This window comes from Rhodococcus sp. Leaf278, assembly GCF_001426085.1.
GTDB lineage: Bacteria > Actinomycetota > Actinomycetes > Mycobacteriales > Mycobacteriaceae > Rhodococcoides.
In genome coordinates, this window is sequence record NZ_LMRR01000012.1 from 195,573 (window position 1) to 217,042 (window position 21,470).

Below are 21,470 nucleotides of genomic sequence, written 5' to 3' on the forward strand. Positions count from 1 at the left end.
TTCTCGGATATCCCGCCGGGCTGAATCAGCTTGTGCTGTCGGCTTTCTCGTCGGTGATGTCGCGACGTGGATCGTCGGGGACGATCGGCACGGAGAGCGCCGGGAAAATTGCCGACACCAGGAATGCGACGGGAAAGCTGATCGCGGCAAGTGCCCCGAACACCGGCGGCACGGCCGACGCGAACACGTACTGGCTCGTGTTCTGCACGCCGAGGGCGCGTCCGCTCCAATACGGTCCTGATATCTCTGCGACCGCGGTGAAGGCAAGACCGTTCGGGGCAACGGTGGCGACGGACGCGACCACCAGGAGGACGATCGCGGCAGGGGAGTCGAACCAGTCGGCGATGCCCAGACCCAGCATGCTGACGGCGGCAGTCACCGCGACCCACCGTAGGGGCCGCATGCGGCTACCGACCCGATCGGAGAGCGCGCCGACGCTCATCCGGCCCAGTGCGCCGAGAATCTGCGTCACCGTGACGAGGACGCCTGCCGCTGCTGCCGTCCATCCTCGGTCGGTCATCAGCCAGACGAGCGCGTACGTCCAGACCACGTACTGCGGGACCACCAGCAGTATCGACGTAGCGTGAATGCGCCACAGTTGCCTGCTGCCGCGGTACGGATTGTCGAGCAAACCCTGTTCCGCCGCATCGATGCGGTTCGGTCGCGGGGGGTCGACCACGGCAAGACACAGCAGAGCGGCTGCTGCGCACACGGCAGCAGGTACGAGCAGTGCCGCTCCGACGCCGTGGTCTCTGGCTATGGGTGGGATGGTCAATGCCGCAACGGCCACGCCCAGTGGCACCGACATCTGCCGGATACCCATCGCCAATCCTCGGCGATGCGGCGGAAACCATCCGACCACAACTCGTCCGCTCGCGCTGTTCGCACTGGCGGCTGCCATGCCGCCGATCAGCAGAAGAACGGCCAGCACGGGAATAGAGGTGCTGATCACTGCAGCGAGACTCGCGGCGGCCGTGAGGCCGAGCCCGATCACCAGGACGAGACGTTCGCCGATCCGGTCGACGAGGACGCCCCATGCGATGAGGGTCAACATGATGCCGACGGTAGGCATCGCAACGACGAATCCTGCCGTGGCCAGGCCGAGTCCTCGGTCGTCGTGCAGCGACGGTATGAGAAATGCAGCGCCGTTGATGAAGACGGCACCTGCAGTCTGCGCGAGCATTCCGAGTACGAGCATGAACCAGCGCCGTGTTTCGCCGATGCCGGCCAGTTGCTCGGTGGTGTTCATTCGGTCCTTTCCGCTTACTGCCCGTCTCACGATGTGGACGTTATGTCTTGAGATATGGAACTACTCGAGGACATTACACCGGCGAAAGATCGACGGATCGGACGGCGTCGACGTGCGGGGAACGACGGTCGATAGACTTCTGGCATGCGTCTCGGTCGAATTGCAAGTCCTGATGGTGTGGCATTCGTGAGTATCGAAGGTGAGGGGGATGCCCGGACGGCGAAGGAAATTGCCGAACATCCCTTCGGCACACCGACGTTCACGGGTCGGTCGTGGCCGCTGGCCGATGTACGCCTGCTCGCGCCGATCCTGGCGAGCAAGGTCATCGCCATCGGCAAGAACTACGCCGCGCACGCGGCCGAGATGGGCGGCGAAGCACCGAAGGATCCCGTCATCTTCATCAAGCCGAATACGTCCATCGTCGGACCGGGTGCGGCCATCGTGCTGCCACCGTCGTCCGACGAGGTGCACTACGAGGGTGAACTGGCCATCGTGATCGGGCGTCCGTGCAAGGACGTTCCCGCGTCGAAGGCGTACGAGGTCGTTCTCGGCTATACCGTCGCCAACGACGTCTCGGCCCGTGACCACCAGAAGAACGACGGGCAGTGGACTCGTGCCAAGGGCCACGACACCTTCTGCCCACTGGGGCCGTGGATCGAGACCTCGCTCGATCCCTCCGATCTGGAGATCAAGACCGAGGTGGACGGCGTTGTGAAACAACAGAGCCGTACTTCGCTTCTGCTGCATGATATTCCGAAGATCATCGAGTGGGTATCCGCAGTCATGACGCTGCTCCCCGGCGACGTCATCCTCACCGGAACCCCCGAAGGTGTCGGACCCATCGTCGATGGTGACAGCGTATCGATCACCGTCGAGGGAATCGGTACTTTGACCAACCCCGTCGCAGCGAAGAAGTAGGGCACCGATGACCACTCCAGCAGACGTCCGCGTTCGGTTCTGCCCGTCTCCCACCGGTACCCCGCACGTCGGACTGATCCGAACAGCACTGTTCAACTGGGCGTTCGCCAGGCATCACGGTGGAGCCTTCGTCTTTCGCATCGAGGACACCGATGCTGCACGCGACTCCGAGGAGTCCTACGCCGCCCTGCTCGACGCGTTGCGCTGGCTCGGCCTCGACTGGGACGAGGGCCCCGAGGTGGGCGGCCCGTACGAGCCCTACCGTCAATCCCTGCGCCGAGAGCAGCACACGGCCGTCGTTCGGCAGCTGCTCGACGCCGGGGAAGCCTACGAATCGTTCTCCACGCCCGAGGAAGTCGAAGCTCGTCACAAGGCCGCCGGGCGCGACCCCAAACTCGGTTACGACAACTTCGACCGCGATCTGACTCCGGAGCAGCGCCAGGGCTTCCTGGACGAGGGCCGTGGAGCCGTCGTACGGCTGCGTATGCCCGACCACGATCTGACCTGGAACGACCTCGTACGCGGGGAGACCACGTTCAAGGCCGGGACGGTGCCGGACTTCGCGTTGACCCGAGGCAACGGAGTTCCGCTGTACACGTTGGTCAATCCCGTCGACGACGCCCTGATGAAGATCACCCACGTGCTGCGCGGCGAGGATCTGCTGTCGTCGACCCCTCGTCAGCTCGCCCTCTACGAGGCGCTGATTCGGATAGGTGTGGCCGATCGGACCCCGGCGTTCGGGCATCTCCCGTTCGTGATGGGCCAAGGCAACAAGAAGCTCTCCAAGCGTGATCCCGAAGCCGACCTGTTCATCCATCGCGATCGGGGATTCATCCCCGAGGGGTTGCTCAACTACCTTGCTCTTCTCGGGTGGGGCATCTCGGACGACCACGATGTCTTCTCGCTCGACGAGATGGTGGCGGCGTTCGAGATTTCCTCGGTCAATTCCAACCCGGCGCGCTTCGATCAGAAGAAGGCCGACGCGATCAACGCCGAGCACATCCGAATGCTGCCGGCCGACGATTTCGCGGCTCGGTTGCGTCAGTATCTGGTTGCGCGAGGACATCTCGTCGAACCGATCGACGAGAAGGTGTTCGCGGTAGCTGCGGACCTCATTCAGACTCGCATCGTCGTGCTGTCGGACGCGTGGGGACTGCTGAAGTTCTTGTTCGTCGACGAGACGGACTTCGAGATCGATCCCGCTGCTGCGGCCAAGAACCTCGGACCCGATGCTGCACCCGTTCTCGACGCCGCCATCGAGGCGTTGACGGCGTTGGCGACGTGGACCACGGCCGACGTGGAGGCCACTCTGAAGGAAGCGTTGATCGAGAAGCTCGAACTCAAGCCGCGCAAGGCCTTTGCTCCGGTTCGGGTGGGAGTGACCGGCTCCCACATCAGCCCACCGCTCTACGAGTCCATGGAACTGCTCGGCCGCGAGAGGACTCTCGCTCGACTGGCTGCTGCACGCGCTCGTATCGCGTGACGGCAGTTCGTCGGGGGCCGACACGATCGGTCGGAGATCTCCACACATGAGTGTCGCCGATCGACTGGACCGACTGCAGCGCAGGCGTCCGGCTCTCGGATATCCCATTGCTGTGGTGTACAAATTCGTCGACGATCAGGGCGGATATCTTGCCGCCCTGATCACCTACTACGCCTTTGTCTCGCTGTTTCCGGCGCTCCTGTTGTTCTCCACGGTTCTGGGCATCGTGTTGGTCGGTAGCCCGGAACTACAGCAGCAGATCCTCGACTCGGCGCTGGGACAGATTCCGGTGATCGGTGACGAACTCGGTCAGCCGGATCGAATCAGCGGCGGTGTCGTGGGCTTGGTCGTCGGTGGACTCGGATCCCTCTACGGCGGGCTCGGTGTGTCGGTGGCACTGCAGAACGCGACCAACACCGCGTGGTCCGTGCCCAAGAACGTGCGCCCCGACCCGATCCGCGCCCGCGTGCGCGGGTTGGGCCTGCTCGGTACTGTCGGAATCGCGACCCTGACGATCACGGCTGTCAATGTGCTCAGTGCAGCAGGATATTTCGGTCCCGAGGCCGGCCCGATCGTGTTCACCGTGGCCACCCTCCTGTACGTCGCGGTGTTCGTCGTTGCCTTCCGCTTGGCGACCGCCAGGCCATTGTCGGTCCGAGAAGTCCTGCCGGGTGCCATCGCGGCGGGCATCATCTGGCAACTGCTGCAGAGCTTCGGCAGCGTCTACGTGAAGTACGTGGTGAGCAATGCGACCGTCACCAACGGTGTGTTCGCCGTGGTACTCGGCCTGCTCGCCTTTCTGTATGTCACCTCGCTGTCCGTGGTGATGTGCATCGAAATCAACGTCGTTCGCGTCGATCGACTGTTCCCGCGAGCCCTGCTGGCACCCTTCACCGACGACGTGGAACTGACCGAGGGTGACAAGCTCACCTACACCGGACAGGCAGAAGCGCAGCGCAGCACCGCATTCGAGGAAATCGACGTCACATTCGAGGACCCACCGAGTGTTCAGTCGGACTCCGACTCCGACTCCGAATCGGAAGCCGAAACACCGTAGAAGCGATCGATTCTCGTCTCCATCGGAAACCGCACGTCGGTGTCGCCGAACATCAATCGAGTGGCAGACAATGCAGCCGCGGCAACGGCTTCCGACACCCGGTCTGCATCGGCCTTCGGGCAGTGCACCACCACCTCGTCGTGCTGAAAGAACACCAGCTCGCCGGTGCCGGCTCCGATCTCGTCGCGCAACCGTCCGCGCAGATCCGCCAACAGACACAAGGCCCACTCCGCAGCGGTCGCCTGCACCACGAAGTTACGGGTGAACCGTCCGCGCGCGTGCGCGTCGCCGTTGGACCACCACTGCGCTGAGGGTGGTGGGCAGGCTCGCCCCAACCACGAGCGGACGACCTCACCCCGTTCGCCGGCGCGGGCGGCCTCTTCGACGAGTCCCACCGCACCGGGGAACCTGGCCCGCAGTCGTGTCAGCAGACCGCGAGCCTCACCCGACGTCGCGCCGTACAGAACTCCGAGAACAGCGACCTTGGCTTTGCCACGATCACCTTCGAACGATTCCGCGGCCACGGGTGCGTACAGATCAGCGGTGCCGGCAGCGGCAACCATGCGTGGGTCACCGGACATCGCCGCGAGAATGCGGGGTTCGAGTTGTCCGGCATCGGCGGCCACGAACGTATGTCCGGGATCGGCAATCACGCTGGCTCGCAACGGTTTCGGAATCTGGAGTCCGCCTCCGCCGCGGCTCGCCCACCGGCCCGAAACCACAGCACCGGGAACGTAGACCGGCCGGAACCGATCGCCTCGCACCCACGAGTCGAGCCAAGCCCACCCATTCGTGCTGTGCAATTTCGAGAGATCACGATGGCGCAACAGCAGGGGGACGGCGGGGTGATCGATCTCGCGGATGACGTGCGCGCGCGTGGAAGTCAGCTCGACGCCGGATCGGGCGAACGCGGCCACCACTTCCACCGGAGACGAAGGATTGACGCGTCGGCCGAACGCCGACGAGATCTCGCCTTCCAGCCCCACCAGAGCCGGGGGAAGCGATCCATCGACCGGGCGGGCGCCGAGCATCGACTCGAGATGACGCCGATGCGCCGCTGCCGAGAACGGCAATCCGTCGTGGGTCATCTCCGCGGCGGCCAGACCCCCGGCCGATTCCGCCGCCGCCAGCAGTTGCAGTGCGCGGTCGGCCCCGATGTCGTCGAATTGACGCCGGTACTCGGTGACCACCGCTGCCGGGTCGGACTCCGGATCCGCGTCGAACAGTCCGGGTCGCAGGTCTGCGGGTACGGACGGAGTGACTGCGGAGCCGGTTCGCATCGCCAGAATCGCACCGACGAGTGCGAGGTCGTGGCAACGGCTGACTCGTACCCCTCGTTCGAGGAGACGAGGATAGATCCGACCGGTGTCCTCCCATACCCATCTCGGGCGTTCGGACGCCTCGATATCGGCCACCGCTGCAGCCGGATCCTCCACCACGATGGGCGCGCGGCGGACCGAACAGTCGTCGTCGAGATACGTCAGTACCGCCTGCTCGCCGCGAGGAACGAGCACGACTTTCATCGGGCTGTGTGGCGTGTGTGAGCGGTCACGGAGACCCAGTCTGCTGCACGTGCGAGCCGAGGGTCAGGGCAGGCTCGTGCTTCGGCGACAGAGGCCGGTCGAGCGAGGGCAGCGCGCGACCGCGGCGCAGTTTTGGATGCTCTGAGCAGCCGATTTGGAGAATGGGTATGCACCTTTGATAGTCTCTATCCCGGCTCGAAACGCAGTGCACACCGATCGCGGTGAGCAGTTCGATTCAAGTCCATTGGGGTATGGTGTAATTGGCAACACAGCGGTTTCTGGTACCGCCATTCTAGGTTCGAGTCCTGGTACCCCAGCGAGCAGGTAGGGGCGATTTTGTCGCCGGTGCCGAGACAGTTAAGCTGACTCGGCACTCACAAGCTCGAAACAATGCAGGTGAAGTTCCTGGCCCCGTCGTCTAGCGGCCTAGGACGCCGCCCTCTCAAGGCGGTAGCGCGGGTTCGAATCCCGTCGGGGCTACAACCGAGAACACCCTCTCGATCTTCGGATCGAGAGGGTGTTGTCGTTTCGGGCCGAGCGTCTCACACGCTCTTGCGGCGGAACATCTTCTGATGGTCGGCCGGTCCGTGGGCGTTGTTGACTTTCGGTCCACCGTCTTTGTGCTCGACGGAATTGTGGGCCTTGCTGTTCTTCTGCTCCAGGACCTCGCGGAACTTCTTCTTCAGTTCTTCACTGCCGGATTCGGGCATGGGGTGACTCCTCGCAGTCGACGACCGGCCGGTGAGGCCGTTCGAGACGAACGTACTCCTTTCTCGCCGCGCGTTCAGCCGGTTTTCGGGCGTCCGACCGGGGTCGGGGAGCATCGATCAGAGACGCTTGTGCAACGCGTCGGCTGCTGCGAGAAGATCCGCGGCCCAGCGCGCACCGGGCTTGCGTCCGATTCGGTCGATGGGTCCGGACACCGAGATCGCCGCCACCACAGTGTCGTTGCCGTCGCGAACCGGTGCCGCCACGCTTGCGACGCCTGGTTCGCGCTCGCCCGCGCTCTGCGCCCAGCCGCGGCGCCGTACCTCGATGAGTACGCGCTCGCCGAATTCTGCATCGGGCAGAACGGTTCTTTGGGTGTGCGAATCTGCCCACGCCAGAAGGACTTTGGCTCCGGAACCGGCCGTCATCGGCAATCGTGCGCCGACAAGCACTGTGTCGCGAAGACCTGTCGGGGGTTCCATGGACGCCACACAGACGCGCACCGTGCCCTCCCGTCGATAGATCTGCACACTTTCACCGGTGATTTCGCGCAGACGTGGGAGCACGGAAGCTGCTGCGTCGAGCAGTGCGTCGGACGCGCTCGCAGCGAGTTCTCCTAGGCCCGGCCCGGTGTGCCACAGGCCGTCGGCATCTCGTACGAGCAATCGGTGGGTCTCCAGTCCGACTGCGAGGCGGTGAGCGGTGGCGCGGGGTAAGTCCGTGCGCGCGCACAGATCACCGAGATTGCAGGGCTTCTCGGCCACTGCATGCAGCACCGCCATCGCCTTGTCGAGTACACCGATGCCACTCGCTTTGTCGACGAGGCCGCCCAGGCTATGCTGTCCCATAGAACGATATTAGCCTCCCGAATGCTGAGATTGCACAATTGTGAGATCTCTTGCGCGCCGAGAGGCATGATGTCGAGACGAGACGCACGGTGAACCAGCGACGTTCGCCGACGCGACGACAGAAAGACGAGGTCGACGACACCGATGTCCGAAACACCGAAGACTTTGGCCGAGAAGGTATGGGACCAGCACGTCGTGGTCCGAGGCGGAGGAGAAGGCGGCGCGCGTGAGCCGGACCTGATCTACATCGACCTTCACCTCGTGCACGAGGTGACCAGTCCTCAGGCGTTCGACGGTCTGCGATTGGCCGGCCGTGAGCTACGCCGCCCCGATCTGACGATCGCGACCGAGGATCACAATGTCCCCACGGCCGACATCTTCGCCCCCATCGCAGATCTCGTCTCGCGTACTCAGGTGGACACCCTTCGCCGAAACTGCGAGGAATTCGGAGTCCGGCTGTATCCGATGGGCGATCTCGATCAGGGCATCGTGCACATCATCGGGCCCCAGCTGGGTCTGACTCAGCCCGGGATGACCGTCGTGTGCGGAGACAGCCACACGTCGACGCACGGTGCCTTCGGCTCGATTGCGATGGGCATCGGCACCAGCGAGGTAGAGCACGTGATGGCAACGCAGACACTCTCTCTGCGTCCGTTCAAGACGATGGCGATCACCGTCGACGGCGAGCTCGCACCCGGCGTGACGAGCAAGGATCTGATCCTTGCTGTCATTGCCCAGATCGGTACCGGCGGTGGGCAGGGGTACGTCCTCGAGTACCGCGGTGAGGCTATCCGGAAGCTGTCGATGGAAGCGCGAATGACCATCTGCAACATGTCGATCGAAGCCGGGGCGAGGGCAGGCATGATCGCACCCGACGACATCACGTACGAATACCTGAAGGGGCGTCCGCACGCTCCGCAGGGAGCCGACTGGGACGCAGCAGTGGCGTCGTGGAACGAGCTGGCTACAGATCCGGATGCAGTGTTCGACAACGAGGTCCACATCGATGCCGATACGTTGACGCCGTTCGTCACCTGGGGCACGAATCCGGGTCAGGGTGCGCCGCTGGGAAGTACGGTGCCGGATCCGGAGGCGATGACCGACGAGGGTGAGCGGTTGTCGGCACAGAAGGCCCTGCAGTACATGGGTCTCGAGGCCGGCACACCGATCCGTGAGATCGCCGTAGACACCGTGTTCGTCGGTTCCTGCACCAACGGTCGGATCGAGGATCTGCGCGCCGTTGCGTCCGTTCTCGAGGGACACCGAGTTGCCGAGGGAGTGCGAATGTTGGTGGTGCCCGGCTCCATGCGGGTGCGAGCGCAGGCGGAGGAAGAAGGCCTCGGCGACATCTTCACTGCGGCAGGAGCCGAATGGCGTCAGGCCGGATGTTCGATGTGCCTCGGGATGAACCCGGATCAATTGGTGGCGGGTGAACGATCGGCATCGACCTCGAACCGTAATTTCGAGGGCAGGCAGGGCAAAGGCGGTCGTACTCATCTCGTCTCGCCACTGGTTGCAGCTGCGACCGCAATCCGCGGAACCCTGTCCTCTCCGGCGGATCTCGCGTAGATCGCGTCCCGCTCGGATCGATCGAACCCATTAGGAGAACATTCGATGGAAGCTTTCACCCGGCACACCGGTATCGGAGTTCCGCTCCGGCGCTCCAATGTCGACACCGATCAGATAATTCCCGCGGTCTATCTCAAGCGGGTGACGCGCACCGGATTCGAAGACGGGTTGTTCGCCGCATGGCGCTCGGACCCGAACTTCATCCTGAACCTGGAGCCGTACAACCGTGGCTCGGTACTCGTGGCCGGACCCGATTTCGGTACGGGATCGTCACGCGAACATGCCGTCTGGGCGCTGTCGGACTTCGGTTTCCGGGTTGTGATCGCGTCCCGGTTCGCCGACATCTTCCGTGGAAACTCGGGCAAAGCCGGGCTGCTGGCGGCCGAAGTGGAGCAGTCGGACGTCGAATTGCTGTGGAAAGCCTTAGAAGAACAGCCCGGTCTCGAACTAATTGTCGACCTCGTCGACAAGACCGTGACGGCTGGAACTTTGGTGGTGCGCTTCGCGATTGACGACTACACCCGGTGGCGTCTGCTGGAGGGTCTGGACGACATCGGATTGACATTACGCCAGGTAGAGGCCATTACGGAGTATGAAAAGTCAAGGCCTTCATACAAACCCCTGACGCTTCCAGCGCGGATCGAGACCCCGACCGAAAGCTGACCGGGTGGGGGTCCGACACGCTATGCGGCCCTGAATCATTCCGCGACGCCGAAATGAAAATTGGCGTGGCGCATAGACTCTTGACGACTTGGGGTTTACCGTTGTAGTAGTCGGTCCGACGATGGGCCACCATATAGCGGAGGAAATTCCATGAACAAGGCAGAGCTGATCGACGCCCTGACCGAGAAGTTGGGGTCTGACAGGCGGAGCGCCACAGAGGCTGTCGAGAACATCGTCGACACCATCGTGCGTGCAGTGCACCGCGGCGAAAGTGTCACGATCACAGGCTTCGGCGTGTTCGAGCAGCGTCGTCGCGCAGCCCGTGTTGCGCGCAACCCCCGCACCGGCGAGACCGTTCGCGTCAAGCCGACCAACGTTCCGGCATTCCGTCCGGGTGCACAGTTCAAGGCAGTCATCGCGGGCGGACAGAAGTTGCCTGCCACCGGGCCCGCCGTCAAGCGTGGTTCGGCAGCTGCTCCGGCCAAGAAGACTGCGGCTGCGAAGAAGACTGCTGCCAAGAAGGCAGCCGTGAAGACGACTGCCCGCAAGGCAACCACCGCTGCAGCCAAGAAGGCGGCACCGGCCAAGACTGCAGCCAAGAAGGCAGCTCCCGCGAAGACTGCAGCCAAGAAGGCAGCTCCCGCGAAGACCACGGCGCGTAAGACAGTTGCAAAGAAGGCTCCGGCCAAGACAACTGCACGCAAGGCCGCAACGACGGCTGCGCCCGCCAAGAAGGCTCCGGCCAAGACGGCAGCCAAGAAGACCGTAGCCAAGAAGGCCCCGGCAAAGAAGGCTCCGGCCAAGAAGGCCCCCGCAAAGCGCGCAGCGAAGAAGTAGAGCCTGCAGGCTTTAAATCTCGAACGAACTACGGCTGAGCCCCCGACTCGACATCCGAGTCGGGGGCTCAGCTGTCGTTCGGGTGCGTCCCTCAGACGTCGGTGACGAGGGTGGGCAGGGGGCTGGCGATGTGGTCGGCTGCAACGAGTCTGCCGTCGTGGCGCGAGAGCACCCAGACGCTGCCTTTGCGATTCCTGTTGGCCGGCAATGTAATTCCGTCTTTCTCGGCCCACCAGCGCATGAGGTCGGGGATCACCTTGCCCTGGCTGCACACCACGGGCGTGCCGGGCAGGTCGGCAATGTCGCGAGCGCGATGGCGCCCCTTGCGCGGGTCATCGGCGTATCCCTCCTCGGACAGCAGGTGCTCCGGGGTGATCTCCGTTCCCAACGATTCTGCGAACGGAGCCACCGTCTGAACGCACCGGGCACGGTCGGCCGAATACACCGCGTCGGCCCCGAATGCTCGAAGCAACGAGACCAGTGACTCGGACTGTCGTCGCCCGGTCTTGTCGAGTGGGCGATCGACGTCGTTGCCCTTGTACCGCGAACGCGAACCGGCGCTGCCGTGACGGACCAACAGGACCGTCGAGGTGTCGGCAGGTTTGGCCACGAACCGGCGAAGAATCTTGTGGTCCATAGGATACGAGAGTTCGCGACCGATATCCGCGGGTGCTATCCAGCGCACCTCGTCCACCTCCGCGTTGGGGACGAACTCGCCACCGGTTGCCTCCGCCGCCCAGTAGAGGACCTTCTTCATCCGGCGGTGGCCGGGGATCGGGTACGTGACGTAGGACAGCGACCGCCCCAGCCGCGAGTCGAATCCGGTCTCCTCCTTGACTTCTCGGACTGCCGCGTCGACAGCGGTCTCACCGGGATCGAGCTTTCCCTTGGGGAACGACCAGTCGTCGTACTTCGGCCTGTGGACCAACGCGATCTCGACGGCACCGTCGCTGTGCGGTGATCGTCGCCACAGAACGGAGCCGGCCGCAAAGATGTTGGCACGAGGGGAGCCATCGGACGTTCCCATCAGGACGCCTGATTCCTCCGGCTACGCATCAACTCCACCTGATGCTCACGGACTGTCTCACCCTGCGCCGGCGAGGCGACCCAACCGCCGTCCGGTCCCAACTCCCAGCAGCGCGTGGTGGGGTCGAGGGCGGAATCGAAGATATCACCGAGCTGGTTCGCCAGTCGCGAATCCTTGACCTGAGCCATTACCTCGACTCGGCGATCGAGGTTGCGGTGCATCATGTCCGCGCTGCCGATCCAGAACTCGTCGGCACCCTGGAAATGCAGAACTCGCGAGTGTTCGAGGAATCTGCCCAGGATGGAGCGAACCTCGATGTTCTCCGACAGTCCCGGAACGCCCGGCTTGAGCGCGCAGATACCGCGCACCACCACCTTGACCGGAACGCCCGCGATGGACGCGCGGTACAGCGCATCGATGACCTGCTCGTCGACCAACGCGTTCGCCTTGAGGCGAATCCCCGCCGCACGCCCCGCCTTGAGGTGTTCGACCTCGGCCTCGATGCGCTCGACGATGCCGCGGCGCACTCCGTACGGTGCCACGAGAAGGTTGCGGTACTTGGACTTTCGTGAGTAGCCGGTGAGCGAGTTGAACAGGTCGGTGAGGTCGGCACCGATTTCCGGGGACGACGTGAACAGACCGACATCCTCGTAGATGCGTGCCGTCTTGGGGTTGTAGTTGCCGGTTCCGATGTGGCAGTACCGGCGAATGACCGACCCTTCGCGGCGTACCACGAGACAGGTCTTGCAGTGCGTCTTGAGGCCGACGAGGCCGTACACCACGTGTACGCCTGCCTTTTCCAGTTTGCGTGCCCACTCGATGTTGGCCTGCTCGTCGAAACGTGCCTTGATTTCGACCAGTGCAACCACCTGTTTGCCGGCACCTGCTGCATCGACGAGCGCATTGACGATCGGGGAATCTCCCGACGTGCGATACAGCGTCTGCTTGATGGCGAGCACCTGCGGGTCGGCCGCCGCTTGCTCGATGAAGCGTTGAACGCTGGTGGAGAACGAATCGTACGGATGATGCACCAGGACATCGCCGTCGCGCAGCGTCGAGAAGACACTCTTGGGGGTCTCGCGCTCGCCGAACGCAGCGTGGGTCGCCGGAACGAAGGGTGCGTCCTTCAGATTGGGACGGTCGACGCTGTAGACCTGCCACAGGCACGACAGGTCGAGCAGTCCGGGTACCTGGATGACGTCACCGGGATCGACATCGAGTTCACGGAGCAGCAATTCGAGCATGTGCTCGGTCATGTCGTCGGCGATCTCGAGACGAACCGGTGAGCCGAAACGCCTGCGGGCCAGCTCGCGCTCGAGCGCCTGCAGCAGATCCTCGTCCCGGTCTTCCTCGACCTCGAAATCTGCGTTGCGCGTGATGCGGAAGGCGTGCGACTCGACGACCTGCATGCCGGGGAAGAGTACGTCGAGGTGCGCCGAGATCAACTCCTCCATCGACAGAAAGGCGTCGATGCGGTGCGAGCCTTCGCCGCGCTTGACCCGCACGAAGCGATCGACGTTGTCGGGAACCTTCACGCGCGCGAAATGCTCACCCGTTGTGGAGTAATCCTTCACCGTCACAGCGAGATTGAGACTCAGGCCACTGATGTAAGGGAACGGGTGCGCGGGGTCGACGGCCAGTGGCGTGAGTACTGGAAAGACCTGTTCGGTGAAGTACTCCGAGAGTCGGACGCGTTCGTCGCTGTCCAGATCCGACCACCGGATGATCGCGATGCCCTCGGCGGTGAGCTCCGGCAGGATCGAATCCAGCAGCACTCGCGCATGTTTGAGCGCCAGCTCCTGGGTGCGTTCGCCGATCACCGCGAGCTGCTCGCGCGGAGTCATACCGTCGGCGGATCGAACGGATAGACCGGTTTCGTCGCGACGTTTGAGACCGGCCACTCGAACCATGTAGAACTCGTCGAGGTTCGACGCGTAGATCGCGAGAAATTTCGCCCGTTCCAACAGAGGGAGCGACGAGTCCTCTGCCAGAGCGAGAACACGTGAATTGAAGTCGAGCCAGCTCAATTCCCGATTCAGATAGCGATTTTCGGGAAGCACGGTGGCGATGTCGACCGACTGCGGTGTGGCGGCCGGTAGCGCGGAGGGGATACTCGGCATCGTGGCTGCGATCGGAGCGCTCCATACCGCCTCCGAATCGGTACCCGACTCGTTCTCCGTCGACGGATCTTCGTTGGCCGGCTGCGTGTCGTCTGTGCTCACCGGACGATCATCCCTCATACCCGACGTGCGTGAAACACCGAAGGGCGAAACTCGGTCACGCAGTTGTCGCCGCTGCGTCGTCACTCCATCCGAGCGAACGCAGGACGGCAGCCGTTGCCGGTCCGACCCCGAGCCGGTGTGCACTGCGGACGTCCATTGCTGTGTCGACGTCGAGCCGTAGTCCCGGCCAGATGCCGTCGAGTTTCTGGGCGCCGGACTCGGCGTGGCGTCGGGCGGAGTCCACCCCGAACAGAGGTGCGAGCTCACCGGGGGAGTCCTTGAGGATCAGCGCGGCGGTACCGGTGCCGTGATGATCGACCACCAGTGCTCGGCCTCCGCGGCGCGCAAGAGCGTATGCCTGAGCGAGTTCGGATGGTCGCATGGACGGTAGATCGGCTTGCAGCGCGATGATGTCGACGCGGGAGGCGTCGTCGTACCCGCGTCCGTGACCGACGACCTCGTCGCGCCGCAACACGGCCGCTGCGGATTCGAAGGCGTGATTGAGGCGTGCGTCTGGTGGCAGTGCGGGATCGCCGAGCGGTTCGTCGAACACGCGCGCGCCGATTCTGCGGGCGGTCTCTGCGACGAGGGGATCGGGGGTGACCACCGTCACCGAGCCCACCACCGAAACGGCGGCTGCGGCGGCCACGGTGTCGCTGAGCATCGCGAGCACCAACCGTGTTCGCTCGGGACCCGAGAAGTCCGCCGACAACCGCGACTTCGCCGTCGCGAGATCCTTCACCGCGATGAGGACTGCGACGGCGCGGCGGGCAGGGTCGGACGATGCGGCCACTCGGTCGCCGTCGTCGGATCGTGTTGCACCCATGGTGCTCGATCCTGCCAGCGTCGCGGATCTGTGCCGACTCCGACCGCCCGAGCCGGTGTGCGCGTTAGGGTGATGCGCGCGAAGCACAAGGGCATCGGCACGCAGGTGAGGGGTTGGCGGCATGAGCAGAGCAGCGGTGATGGGTTCGGGTTCGTGGGGAACCGCGTTCGCCAAAGTATTGGCCGATGCCGGGACCGACGTCACGATGTGGGCCCGCCGTGAAGAGCTCGCGGCGTCGATCACCGACGATCACGAGAACAAGGACTACCTCCCAGGTATCGAACTACCCTCGTCGATTCGCGCAACCAGCGACCCGGCTCAGGCTCTCGACGGAGCCGACATCGTGGTGTTGGCTGTGCCGTCGCAGAGTCTGCGGGCCAACCTGGGGGAGTGGACCGGCTCGATCCCGCCGCACGCGACGCTGCTGTCCTTGGCCAAGGGAATCGAGACCGGCACGCTCATGCGGATGAGCCAGGTGATCGCTCAGGTCACCGGAGCAGATCCGAGTCGGGTGGCGTGTCTGTCCGGGCCCAACCTTGCGCGTCCGATCGCCGAGGGACAGCCCGCCGCGACCGTCATCGCCTGCTCGGACTCCCAGCGCGCCCTCGAGATCCAGAAGTCCTGTGCCACCGGTTACTTCCGGCCGTACACGAACTCCGATGTCATCGGTGCCGAGATCGGTGGAGCCTGCAAGAACGTCATCGCTCTCGCGTGTGGGATGGCCAGTGGCGTCGGATACGGCGAGAACACTCTCGCGTCGATCATGACCAGGGGTCTGGCCGAGATCATCCGTCTCGGCGTTGCACTCGGTGCCACGCCGTCGACATTGTCCGGTCTGGCCGGGGTGGGCGACCTCGTCGCCACGTGTTCTTCGCCCCTGTCGCGCAACCGCACCTTCGGTGAGCGCCTCGGTTCCGGTGGCTCCCTCGAAAGCGCGCAGGAAGCAGCGCACGGACAGGTTGCCGAAGGTGTGAAGTCCTGCACCTCGGTGCGTGCGCTCGCCGAAAGCTACGACGTGGAGATGCCGTTGACCGATGCGGTGCACCGGGTGTGTCATGGGGGCATGTCCGTTCCGGACGCGGTCGGTCACCTGTTGGGACGACGTATCAAGCCCGAGTGAGGCAGTGTTCGCGGCCTCGTCACCGACAGGGCGAATCCGCGCCGAGCAGGCAGCGACGGTACGGTTTCTCATCGTGAGTACTCCCCGCATCAAAGTCGCCGTCGTCTTCGGTGGCCGCAGCAGCGAGCACGCGGTGTCCTGTGTATCGGCAGGTAGCGTGCTGCAGAATCTCGATCCGGCCACGTACGAGGTGGTCCCCGTGGGCATCACTCCGGACGGTGCCTGGGTGCTCGGCTCCGCCGATCCCGGTGCACTGGCGATTCACGACCGCGTACTGCCGACCGTGGACAAGACAGGTGCGGCACTGACCCTCAGTACCGACCCCGGCCACGCCGGGGCGCTCATCGCCCTCGGTGAGGGAGAGGGAGCGACGATTTTCACCTCTGTCGACGTGGTGTTCCCGGTACTGCACGGGCCGTACGGTGAGGACGGAACACTGCAGGGCCTGCTCGAGCTGGCGGGCGTCCCGTACGTGGGGCCAGGGGTGTTGGCCAGCGCGGCCGGTATGGACAAGGAATTCACCAAGAAGTTGCTCGGTGCAGAGGGGCTTCCGATCGGTCGCCAGGTGGTACTTCGCCGTGGCGTCGACGACCTCACCGCTGGCGAGCGAGACCGAATAGGGTTGCCCGCGTTCGTGAAACCGGCCAGAGGCGGATCGTCGATCGGTATCTCCCGTATCACCGAGTGGGATCAACTGGACGCCGCAATAGCCGTCGCGCGTGAACACGACCCCAAAGTGATCGTCGAGGGAATGATCCACGGCCGTGAGGTCGAGTGCGGGGTCCTCGAATTCCCGGACGGCACGGTGCGCGCGAGCGCTGTTGCCGAGATCCGTATCCCGGACGCGGATGTCGACGACCACGCTTTCTATGATTTCGACACCAAGTATCTCGACGACGTGAGCGAATTCGATATCCCGGCTGCACTCGACGATGCGACCAGCGACCGCATTCGCGAACTCGCCGTTGCCGCTTTCCGGGCGCTGGACTGTCAGGGACTGGCGCGTGTGGACTTCTTCGTCACCGAAGACGGGCCCGTCATCAACGAGATCAACACGATGCCCGGATTCACCTCCATCTCGATGTACCCCAAGATGTGGGCGGAATCCGGTGTCGATTATCCGACGCTGATCACCACCCTGATCGACACTGCACTCGCCCGCGGCACGGGCTTGCGTTAGCTCCTTCCGCTACTGCAAGGGAGCCGGATCGAGTGCTTGCTGGGGTAGTGCATTCGACACCGCCGTTGATGCATCCTGCAACGGTGTCGGACCGGAATCGCCCGGAATCGTCAGGGCGATGTAGACACCGCGATCGACGACGAACCATGTGCTGGCATCGATTCCGTCGTCTTCCCCGGATACCTCGAACCATTGGACACCGTTTATCACCTGCAGCGGTGCGGCCACATCGAAACCGATCGGACGGGGCAGCCCGCAGCGCAACACGACCGGCTCGGCGTTCTCCTCGGCCGAGACCCACGCGCGAACCCCGGCCGGCGCAGGGTCGGCCAGCTCGGCTGCGGTGTAGTCGCCCAGATCCGCGGGCAGGGCGTCGAGCAACGACGTGCATTGCGCACTCGTGGCGTCGGGGGAGTCGACCGGGCCCAACGCGACCGGATCCTGGACCGGCGAACGGTTCACCGCGATAGCGGCGACCAGAACTCCGACCACCAGCGCAACCGGCAACGCGATCGCGGTCGCGATCACGGCGGGGTGTCGTTGTTCGCGAGTGCCGTCGGTGTCGTTCTTGTCGTTCTTGGCGTCGTGGGCGTCGTTGCCGGCGTCGGTCGAGTTCACTGGCTATCCGACCGCCGAGGTCGGCTGTGGTGCGACGGGGCAGGTGAGAGTACGAGTGATGGCGTCCACCTTCTGGATGCGGGAGACGATCTCGGCGACCTCGGCGTCGGATGCACCGTCGGCGCGCACGATGACGTCGTAGGGCCCGACGACAGCCTCGGCGGAGACCACTCCGTCGACGGCCTCGATCTGCTGCGCGACGGCCCTCGCCCGGCCCACCTCGGTCTGGACGAGGACGAATGCTTGCACCATCGGTGTTCCCTTTCGCTGCCGGACTTCTCGACTGTAAATTGGGTCGACTACGTTCTCAGTGCACACAACCTGCAGCGTCGGTGCTGTCCCGGCCGCCTCTGAAAGGTACCGCAGGCGGGCCATGCGCTCCGCGCGAGTCCGTCGCGCACCCACCGCGTTCTCGAGGAGGATCATCATCGACGACCCCGGCACCGAGTCGGACATGGACGACGAACGGACCGTCGCGCAGCTCGGCGAATTCGAGATCATCTCTCGCGCCGTCGCAGACCGCGTGCAACCTCCGTCGACCATCGTCGGGCCCGGTGACGACGCCGCCGTCGTCGCCGCGCCCGACGGAAGAATCGCGGCATCGACCGATATGTTGGTGCACGGCAGGCATTTTCGGCTGGACTGGTCCACTCCTGTGCAGATCGGCCGCAAGGCGATCGCGCAGAACGGCGCGGACATCGCCGCGATGGGTGCCCGGTGCTCGGGCTTTCTCGTCTCTCTCGGATGTCCGGCCGACACGCCGGTGCGGGTGACCGACGGTCTCAACGAGGGCATGTGGCTCGAGGCGGTGGCCGCGGGATCGGCGATCGTGGGTGGTGATGTGGTTCAGTCACCGGAGTTGGTGATATCGGTCACCGCATTCGGTGATCTACAGGGCAGGGCGCCGGTGTTGCGATCGGGCGCGCGTGTCGGTGACCTGATCGCCTACGCGGGGCGGCTCGGCTGGTCGGCAGCCGGATTGGCTCTACTGCGTGCGGACACGGACAGAACGGGCCACGACGCCGTGCTCGATGCACACCGGGTTCCCGTGCCGCCCTACCTCTCCGGGGTGGGGGCGGCCGAGGCCGGTGCGACGTCGCTCACCGACGTCTCCGATGGATTGCTGTCCGACCTGGGGCACATAGCCGATGCTTCGGACGTCGGAATGGATGTCGATTCCGGTCGGTTGGATGTTCCCTCCGAATTGCGTTCGGCAGCAACCGCACTGGGAGTCGACCCGCTGGATTGGGTACTCACCGGCGGTGAAGATCATGCTCTGGTCGGCACATTCGGCGATCACAGCGCCGTGCCGGCGGATTGGACGGTGATCGGGCGTGTCGAGCACCTCGGTGACGACCGAGCGAGTCGAGTGACCGTCGACGGCCGCGTCCATTCGGGTAGATCGGGGTGGACGAGCTTCGAGGGGGAGTGAACGCGGCCGACGTCCGATGGAGTCGGCTAAGTTGCTGAGATGGCTATCTACGCACTCGGTGATCGTGAACCCGACATTCATCCCGACGCCTACGTCCACCCGGACGCGGTCGTCATCGGGGCGGTGACCCTGGCGGCCGGATCCTCGGTGTGGCCCACCGCTGTTCTGCGGGCCGATTACGGCACCATCTCCATCGGTGCGGGGACCAACGTTCAGGACGGCACCGTGGTGCACTGCACACCGATCGACGCGACGGTGATCGGATCCGGATGCGTGCTCGGGCACAACGCACACGTCGAGGGCGCGACCATCGGAGACAACTGCCTCATCGCCTCGGGCTCGGTGGTGTTGAACGGGTCCAAGATCGGAGCAGGCTCGATCGTCGGCGCAGGAGCGGTGGTGCCGTTCAAGTTCGTCGTCCCCGAACGTTCCATGGCGCTGGGCGTTCCCGCGAAGATCCGGGAGGGCTACCAGGTCCCCGAGGGACACGTCGACATCAACGTGCAGATGTACTCGGCCAACGCCGCGTACTACCGCGACGCGCTGCGCCGGATCGACCGATGACGCCCCGGCCGCTCGCCGAGAGCGTCGAATCGGGGTGGGCGGACGCCCTTGCTCCTGTCGAGTCGAATGTTGCTGCGATGGGCGACTTTCTACGCCGAGAGCTTGCCGCCGGTCGGCACTACCTGCCTGCGGGTGAGAACGTTCTGCGCGCATTTCGCTACCCGTTCGACCGAGTGCGGGTCCTCATCGTCGGTCAGGATCCGTATCCGACACCGGGACATGCAGTGGGACTGAGCTTTTCCGTTGCACCGGAAGTGAAGCCCGTGCCGCGCAGTTTGAGCAACATCTTCAAGGAGTACTCCGACGACCTGGGGTTACCCACGCCGAGCAATGGTGATCTCACACCCTGGTCGGACCGTGGCGTGATGTTGCTCAACCGAGTGCTCACCGTCGAACCAGGGCAGGCCGCATCGCACCGAAAGAAGGGGTGGGAAGCGGTCACGGAACAGGCGATTCGGGCTCTCGTCGCCCGAGCCGAGAATTCCGACGCGCCGGGTCTGGTCGCAATTCTGTGGGGACGCGACGCGGCGACTCTGAAGCCGATGCTCGGATCTGTTCCCTACATCGAATCTGCGCATCCCTCACCGCTGTCCGCGTCGCGAGGGTTCTTCGGATCCAAGCCTTTCAGCCGTGTGAACGAGTTGTTGGTCGAAGGCGGGGACGAACCGATCGACTGGACATTGCCCTGATCGGACGCTGCCGTGATCGGACGCTGCCGTGATCGGACGCTGCCGTGATCGGACGCTGCCGTGATCCGATCAGGAGAAATCCGGACGACGCTTCTCCACGAACGCGTCGACGCCTTCTCGTCCGGCCGGTGACGATGCCGCCGCCGAGATCGACGCGGCTTCTGCATCCAACTGCTGTGCCAGACTTGAGGATTCGGAGGCCTGCAGTAGTGATTTGATGCCCCGGTATGCCGACGTCGGCCCGACGGCAAGGGTACGTGCGAGGCGCTCGGCCTCGTTGTCGACGATATCGTCACCCACCAGTCGGCTGAGAATCCCGAGACGGACTGCCTCCTCTCCGTTGATGATCGAGTCGTTCAGCAAGATGTCCATCGCGCGGCCCGAACCGACGATGCGGGGGAGTGTCCAGGACATTCCCCCGTCCGGAGTGAAGCCGATCGAGGGATACGCGGGTCGGAGCTTGGTGGACGGTCCGCCGATGGCGATATCCGTCAGACACACCAGGCTCATGCCCGCCCCTGCCGCCCATCCGTGTACCCCGGCGACGATCGGCACGGTCACGGCGTCGAGTTCACGAACGAACGCATGAAATGTGTCTGCGACGGAACCGACGAAGGCGCTGCGATCGGCCGCTCCGGCGAAATCGCGCACGTTGCCACCGGCGCAGAAATTGGGCCCACGACCGATCAGCAGGACGCTTCCGATCGCAGTCGAGCCGGCATTGACGGAGCGGAGGGTCGACGTGCCCTCCTCGATGCCCTGGAGATCGAGCGAGGCACCGCCGGCCTCGGTGGCGACGACGATGCGCAGCACGCCGTCTTCGATGCTGACCTTGCTTGAAATGTCGGTATCCGTAGTGCTCACCCCGGGAACTCTATAGGACGTCCGACTATCAGTCGCGCACATGACTGTGCCCCGCCTCCGAATACGGGGGCGG

Annotated in this window: 21 protein-coding genes and 2 tRNA genes; 13 read left to right on the forward strand and 10 right to left on the reverse strand. The window is 64.4% G+C overall.

Annotation, left to right across the window (positions count from 1 at the left end):
• Positions 1-25: 25 nt before the first annotated feature.
• Positions 26-1,249, reverse strand: a complete 1,224-nt coding sequence (locus ASG84_RS13635; RefSeq protein WP_057477574.1) for an MFS transporter — start codon at positions 1,247-1,249, stop codon at positions 26-28.
• A 144-nt stretch (positions 1,250-1,393) separates the two neighbouring features.
• Between ASG84_RS13635 and ASG84_RS13640 the strand changes: the two genes are divergently transcribed.
• The 3 genes from ASG84_RS13640 to ASG84_RS13650 are packed head-to-tail and all read left to right on the forward strand — an operon-like array spanning position 1,394 to position 4,707.
• Entirely contained in the window at positions 1,394-2,167 is a 774-nt protein-coding gene (locus tag ASG84_RS13640; protein WP_057477575.1) for a fumarylacetoacetate hydrolase family protein, read from the forward strand.
• Between the two features lie 7 nt (positions 2,168-2,174).
• Entirely contained in the window at positions 2,175-3,650 is a 1,476-nt protein-coding gene (gene gltX / locus ASG84_RS13645) for a glutamate--tRNA ligase (protein ID WP_057477576.1), read from the forward strand.
• Between the two features lie 46 nt (positions 3,651-3,696).
• Positions 3,697-4,707 (forward strand): YihY/virulence factor BrkB family protein, encoded by a 1,011-nt coding sequence (locus ASG84_RS13650; protein ID WP_057477577.1) that lies wholly within the window; start codon positions 3,697-3,699, stop codon positions 4,705-4,707.
• Here the strand turns inward: ASG84_RS13650 and ASG84_RS13655 are convergent.
• Positions 4,659-6,230 (reverse strand): bifunctional 3'-5' exonuclease/DNA polymerase, encoded by a 1,572-nt coding sequence (locus ASG84_RS13655; RefSeq protein WP_057477578.1) that lies wholly within the window; start codon positions 6,228-6,230, stop codon positions 4,659-4,661. The two genes, ASG84_RS13650 and ASG84_RS13655, sit on opposite strands and share 49 nt — an antisense overlap.
• Positions 6,231-6,475: 245 nt before the next feature.
• On the opposite strand from ASG84_RS13655, the gene ASG84_RS13660 reads away from it, so the two are divergent.
• Positions 6,476-6,547, forward strand: a tRNA-Gln gene (locus ASG84_RS13660).
• Positions 6,548-6,637: 90 nt separating this feature from the next.
• A tRNA-Glu gene (locus ASG84_RS13665) sits at positions 6,638-6,710 on the forward strand.
• 62 nt (positions 6,711-6,772) lie between these two features.
• On the opposite strand, the gene ASG84_RS27755 is transcribed toward ASG84_RS13665, so the two are convergent.
• Both ASG84_RS27755 and ASG84_RS13670 read right to left on the reverse strand, forming a co-directional pair.
• On the reverse strand, positions 6,773-6,940 hold the full coding sequence (locus tag ASG84_RS27755) for a DUF5302 domain-containing protein (protein ID WP_162248334.1): 168 nt from the start codon (positions 6,938-6,940) through the stop codon (positions 6,773-6,775).
• A 117-nt stretch (positions 6,941-7,057) separates the two neighbouring features.
• Entirely contained in the window at positions 7,058-7,786 is a 729-nt protein-coding gene (locus ASG84_RS13670) for an IclR family transcriptional regulator (RefSeq protein WP_057477579.1), read from the reverse strand.
• A gap of 144 nt (positions 7,787-7,930) precedes the next feature.
• On the opposite strand from ASG84_RS13670, the gene leuC reads away from it, so the two are divergent.
• From leuC to ASG84_RS13685, 3 genes are all read left to right on the forward strand, one after another.
• Positions 7,931-9,355 (forward strand): 3-isopropylmalate dehydratase large subunit, encoded by a 1,425-nt coding sequence (gene leuC / locus ASG84_RS13675; protein WP_057477580.1) that lies wholly within the window; start codon positions 7,931-7,933, stop codon positions 9,353-9,355.
• A 45-nt stretch (positions 9,356-9,400) separates the two neighbouring features.
• Positions 9,401-10,018 (forward strand): 3-isopropylmalate dehydratase small subunit, encoded by a 618-nt coding sequence (gene leuD / locus ASG84_RS13680; RefSeq protein WP_057477581.1) that lies wholly within the window; start codon positions 9,401-9,403, stop codon positions 10,016-10,018.
• Between the two features lie 150 nt (positions 10,019-10,168).
• Positions 10,169-10,855, forward strand: coding sequence for an HU family DNA-binding protein (locus ASG84_RS13685; RefSeq protein WP_032377009.1), 687 nt, complete (start codon positions 10,169-10,171; stop codon positions 10,853-10,855).
• A 91-nt stretch (positions 10,856-10,946) separates the two neighbouring features.
• Here ASG84_RS13685 and ASG84_RS13690 read toward each other — a convergent pair whose 3' ends face one another.
• The 3 genes from ASG84_RS13690 to cofC form a co-directional block, all read right to left on the reverse strand.
• Complete coding sequence (locus ASG84_RS13690) at positions 10,947-11,882, reverse strand: NUDIX hydrolase (RefSeq protein ID WP_057477582.1); 936 nt, start codon at positions 11,880-11,882, stop codon at positions 10,947-10,949.
• Positions 11,882-14,002, reverse strand: coding sequence for an RNA degradosome polyphosphate kinase (locus tag ASG84_RS13695; protein ID WP_235581670.1), 2,121 nt, complete (start codon positions 14,000-14,002; stop codon positions 11,882-11,884). The genes ASG84_RS13690 and ASG84_RS13695 overlap by 1 nt, the downstream gene beginning before the upstream one ends.
• A gap of 157 nt (positions 14,003-14,159) precedes the next feature.
• A complete protein-coding gene (gene cofC, locus ASG84_RS13700) occupies positions 14,160-14,930 on the reverse strand; it encodes a 2-phospho-L-lactate guanylyltransferase (RefSeq protein WP_082520976.1) in 771 nt (256 codons plus the stop codon).
• 121 nt (positions 14,931-15,051) lie between these two features.
• On the opposite strand from cofC, the gene ASG84_RS13705 reads away from it, so the two are divergent.
• Positions 15,052-16,050, forward strand: a complete 999-nt coding sequence (locus ASG84_RS13705; RefSeq protein WP_057477584.1) for an NAD(P)H-dependent glycerol-3-phosphate dehydrogenase — start codon at positions 15,052-15,054, stop codon at positions 16,048-16,050.
• Between the two features lie 73 nt (positions 16,051-16,123).
• Entirely contained in the window at positions 16,124-17,230 is a 1,107-nt protein-coding gene (locus ASG84_RS13710) for a D-alanine--D-alanine ligase family protein (RefSeq protein ID WP_057477769.1), read from the forward strand.
• 9 nt (positions 17,231-17,239) lie between these two features.
• Here the strand turns inward: ASG84_RS13710 and ASG84_RS13715 are convergent, their stop codons facing one another.
• Positions 17,240-17,848, reverse strand: coding sequence for a DUF3515 domain-containing protein (locus ASG84_RS13715; protein WP_057477585.1), 609 nt, complete (start codon positions 17,846-17,848; stop codon positions 17,240-17,242).
• A gap of 3 nt (positions 17,849-17,851) precedes the next feature.
• Positions 17,852-18,100, reverse strand: coding sequence for an Lrp/AsnC ligand binding domain-containing protein (locus tag ASG84_RS13720; protein WP_057477770.1), 249 nt, complete (start codon positions 18,098-18,100; stop codon positions 17,852-17,854).
• Positions 18,101-18,221: 121 nt separating this feature from the next.
• Between ASG84_RS13720 and ASG84_RS13725 the strand changes: the two genes are divergently transcribed.
• From ASG84_RS13725 to ASG84_RS13735, 3 genes are read left to right on the forward strand one after another with little or no spacing between them, the layout of a single operon-like run.
• The gene (locus ASG84_RS13725) at positions 18,222-19,280 is read left to right on the forward strand and encodes a thiamine-phosphate kinase (RefSeq protein WP_442970940.1); all 1,059 of its coding nucleotides are present in this window, start codon (positions 18,222-18,224) and stop codon (positions 19,278-19,280) included.
• A 39-nt stretch (positions 19,281-19,319) separates the two neighbouring features.
• On the forward strand, positions 19,320-19,844 hold the full coding sequence (locus ASG84_RS13730) for a gamma carbonic anhydrase family protein (RefSeq protein WP_057477587.1): 525 nt from the start codon (positions 19,320-19,322) through the stop codon (positions 19,842-19,844).
• A complete protein-coding gene (locus ASG84_RS13735; RefSeq protein WP_057477588.1) occupies positions 19,841-20,533 on the forward strand; it encodes a uracil-DNA glycosylase in 693 nt (230 codons plus the stop codon). The genes ASG84_RS13730 and ASG84_RS13735 overlap by 4 nt, the downstream gene beginning before the upstream one ends.
• Positions 20,534-20,602: 69 nt before the next feature.
• Here ASG84_RS13735 and ASG84_RS13740 read toward each other — a convergent pair whose 3' ends face one another.
• Positions 20,603-21,439, reverse strand: a complete 837-nt coding sequence (locus tag ASG84_RS13740; protein ID WP_082520978.1) for an enoyl-CoA hydratase-related protein — start codon at positions 21,437-21,439, stop codon at positions 20,603-20,605.
• Positions 21,440-21,470: the final 31 nt, after the last annotated feature.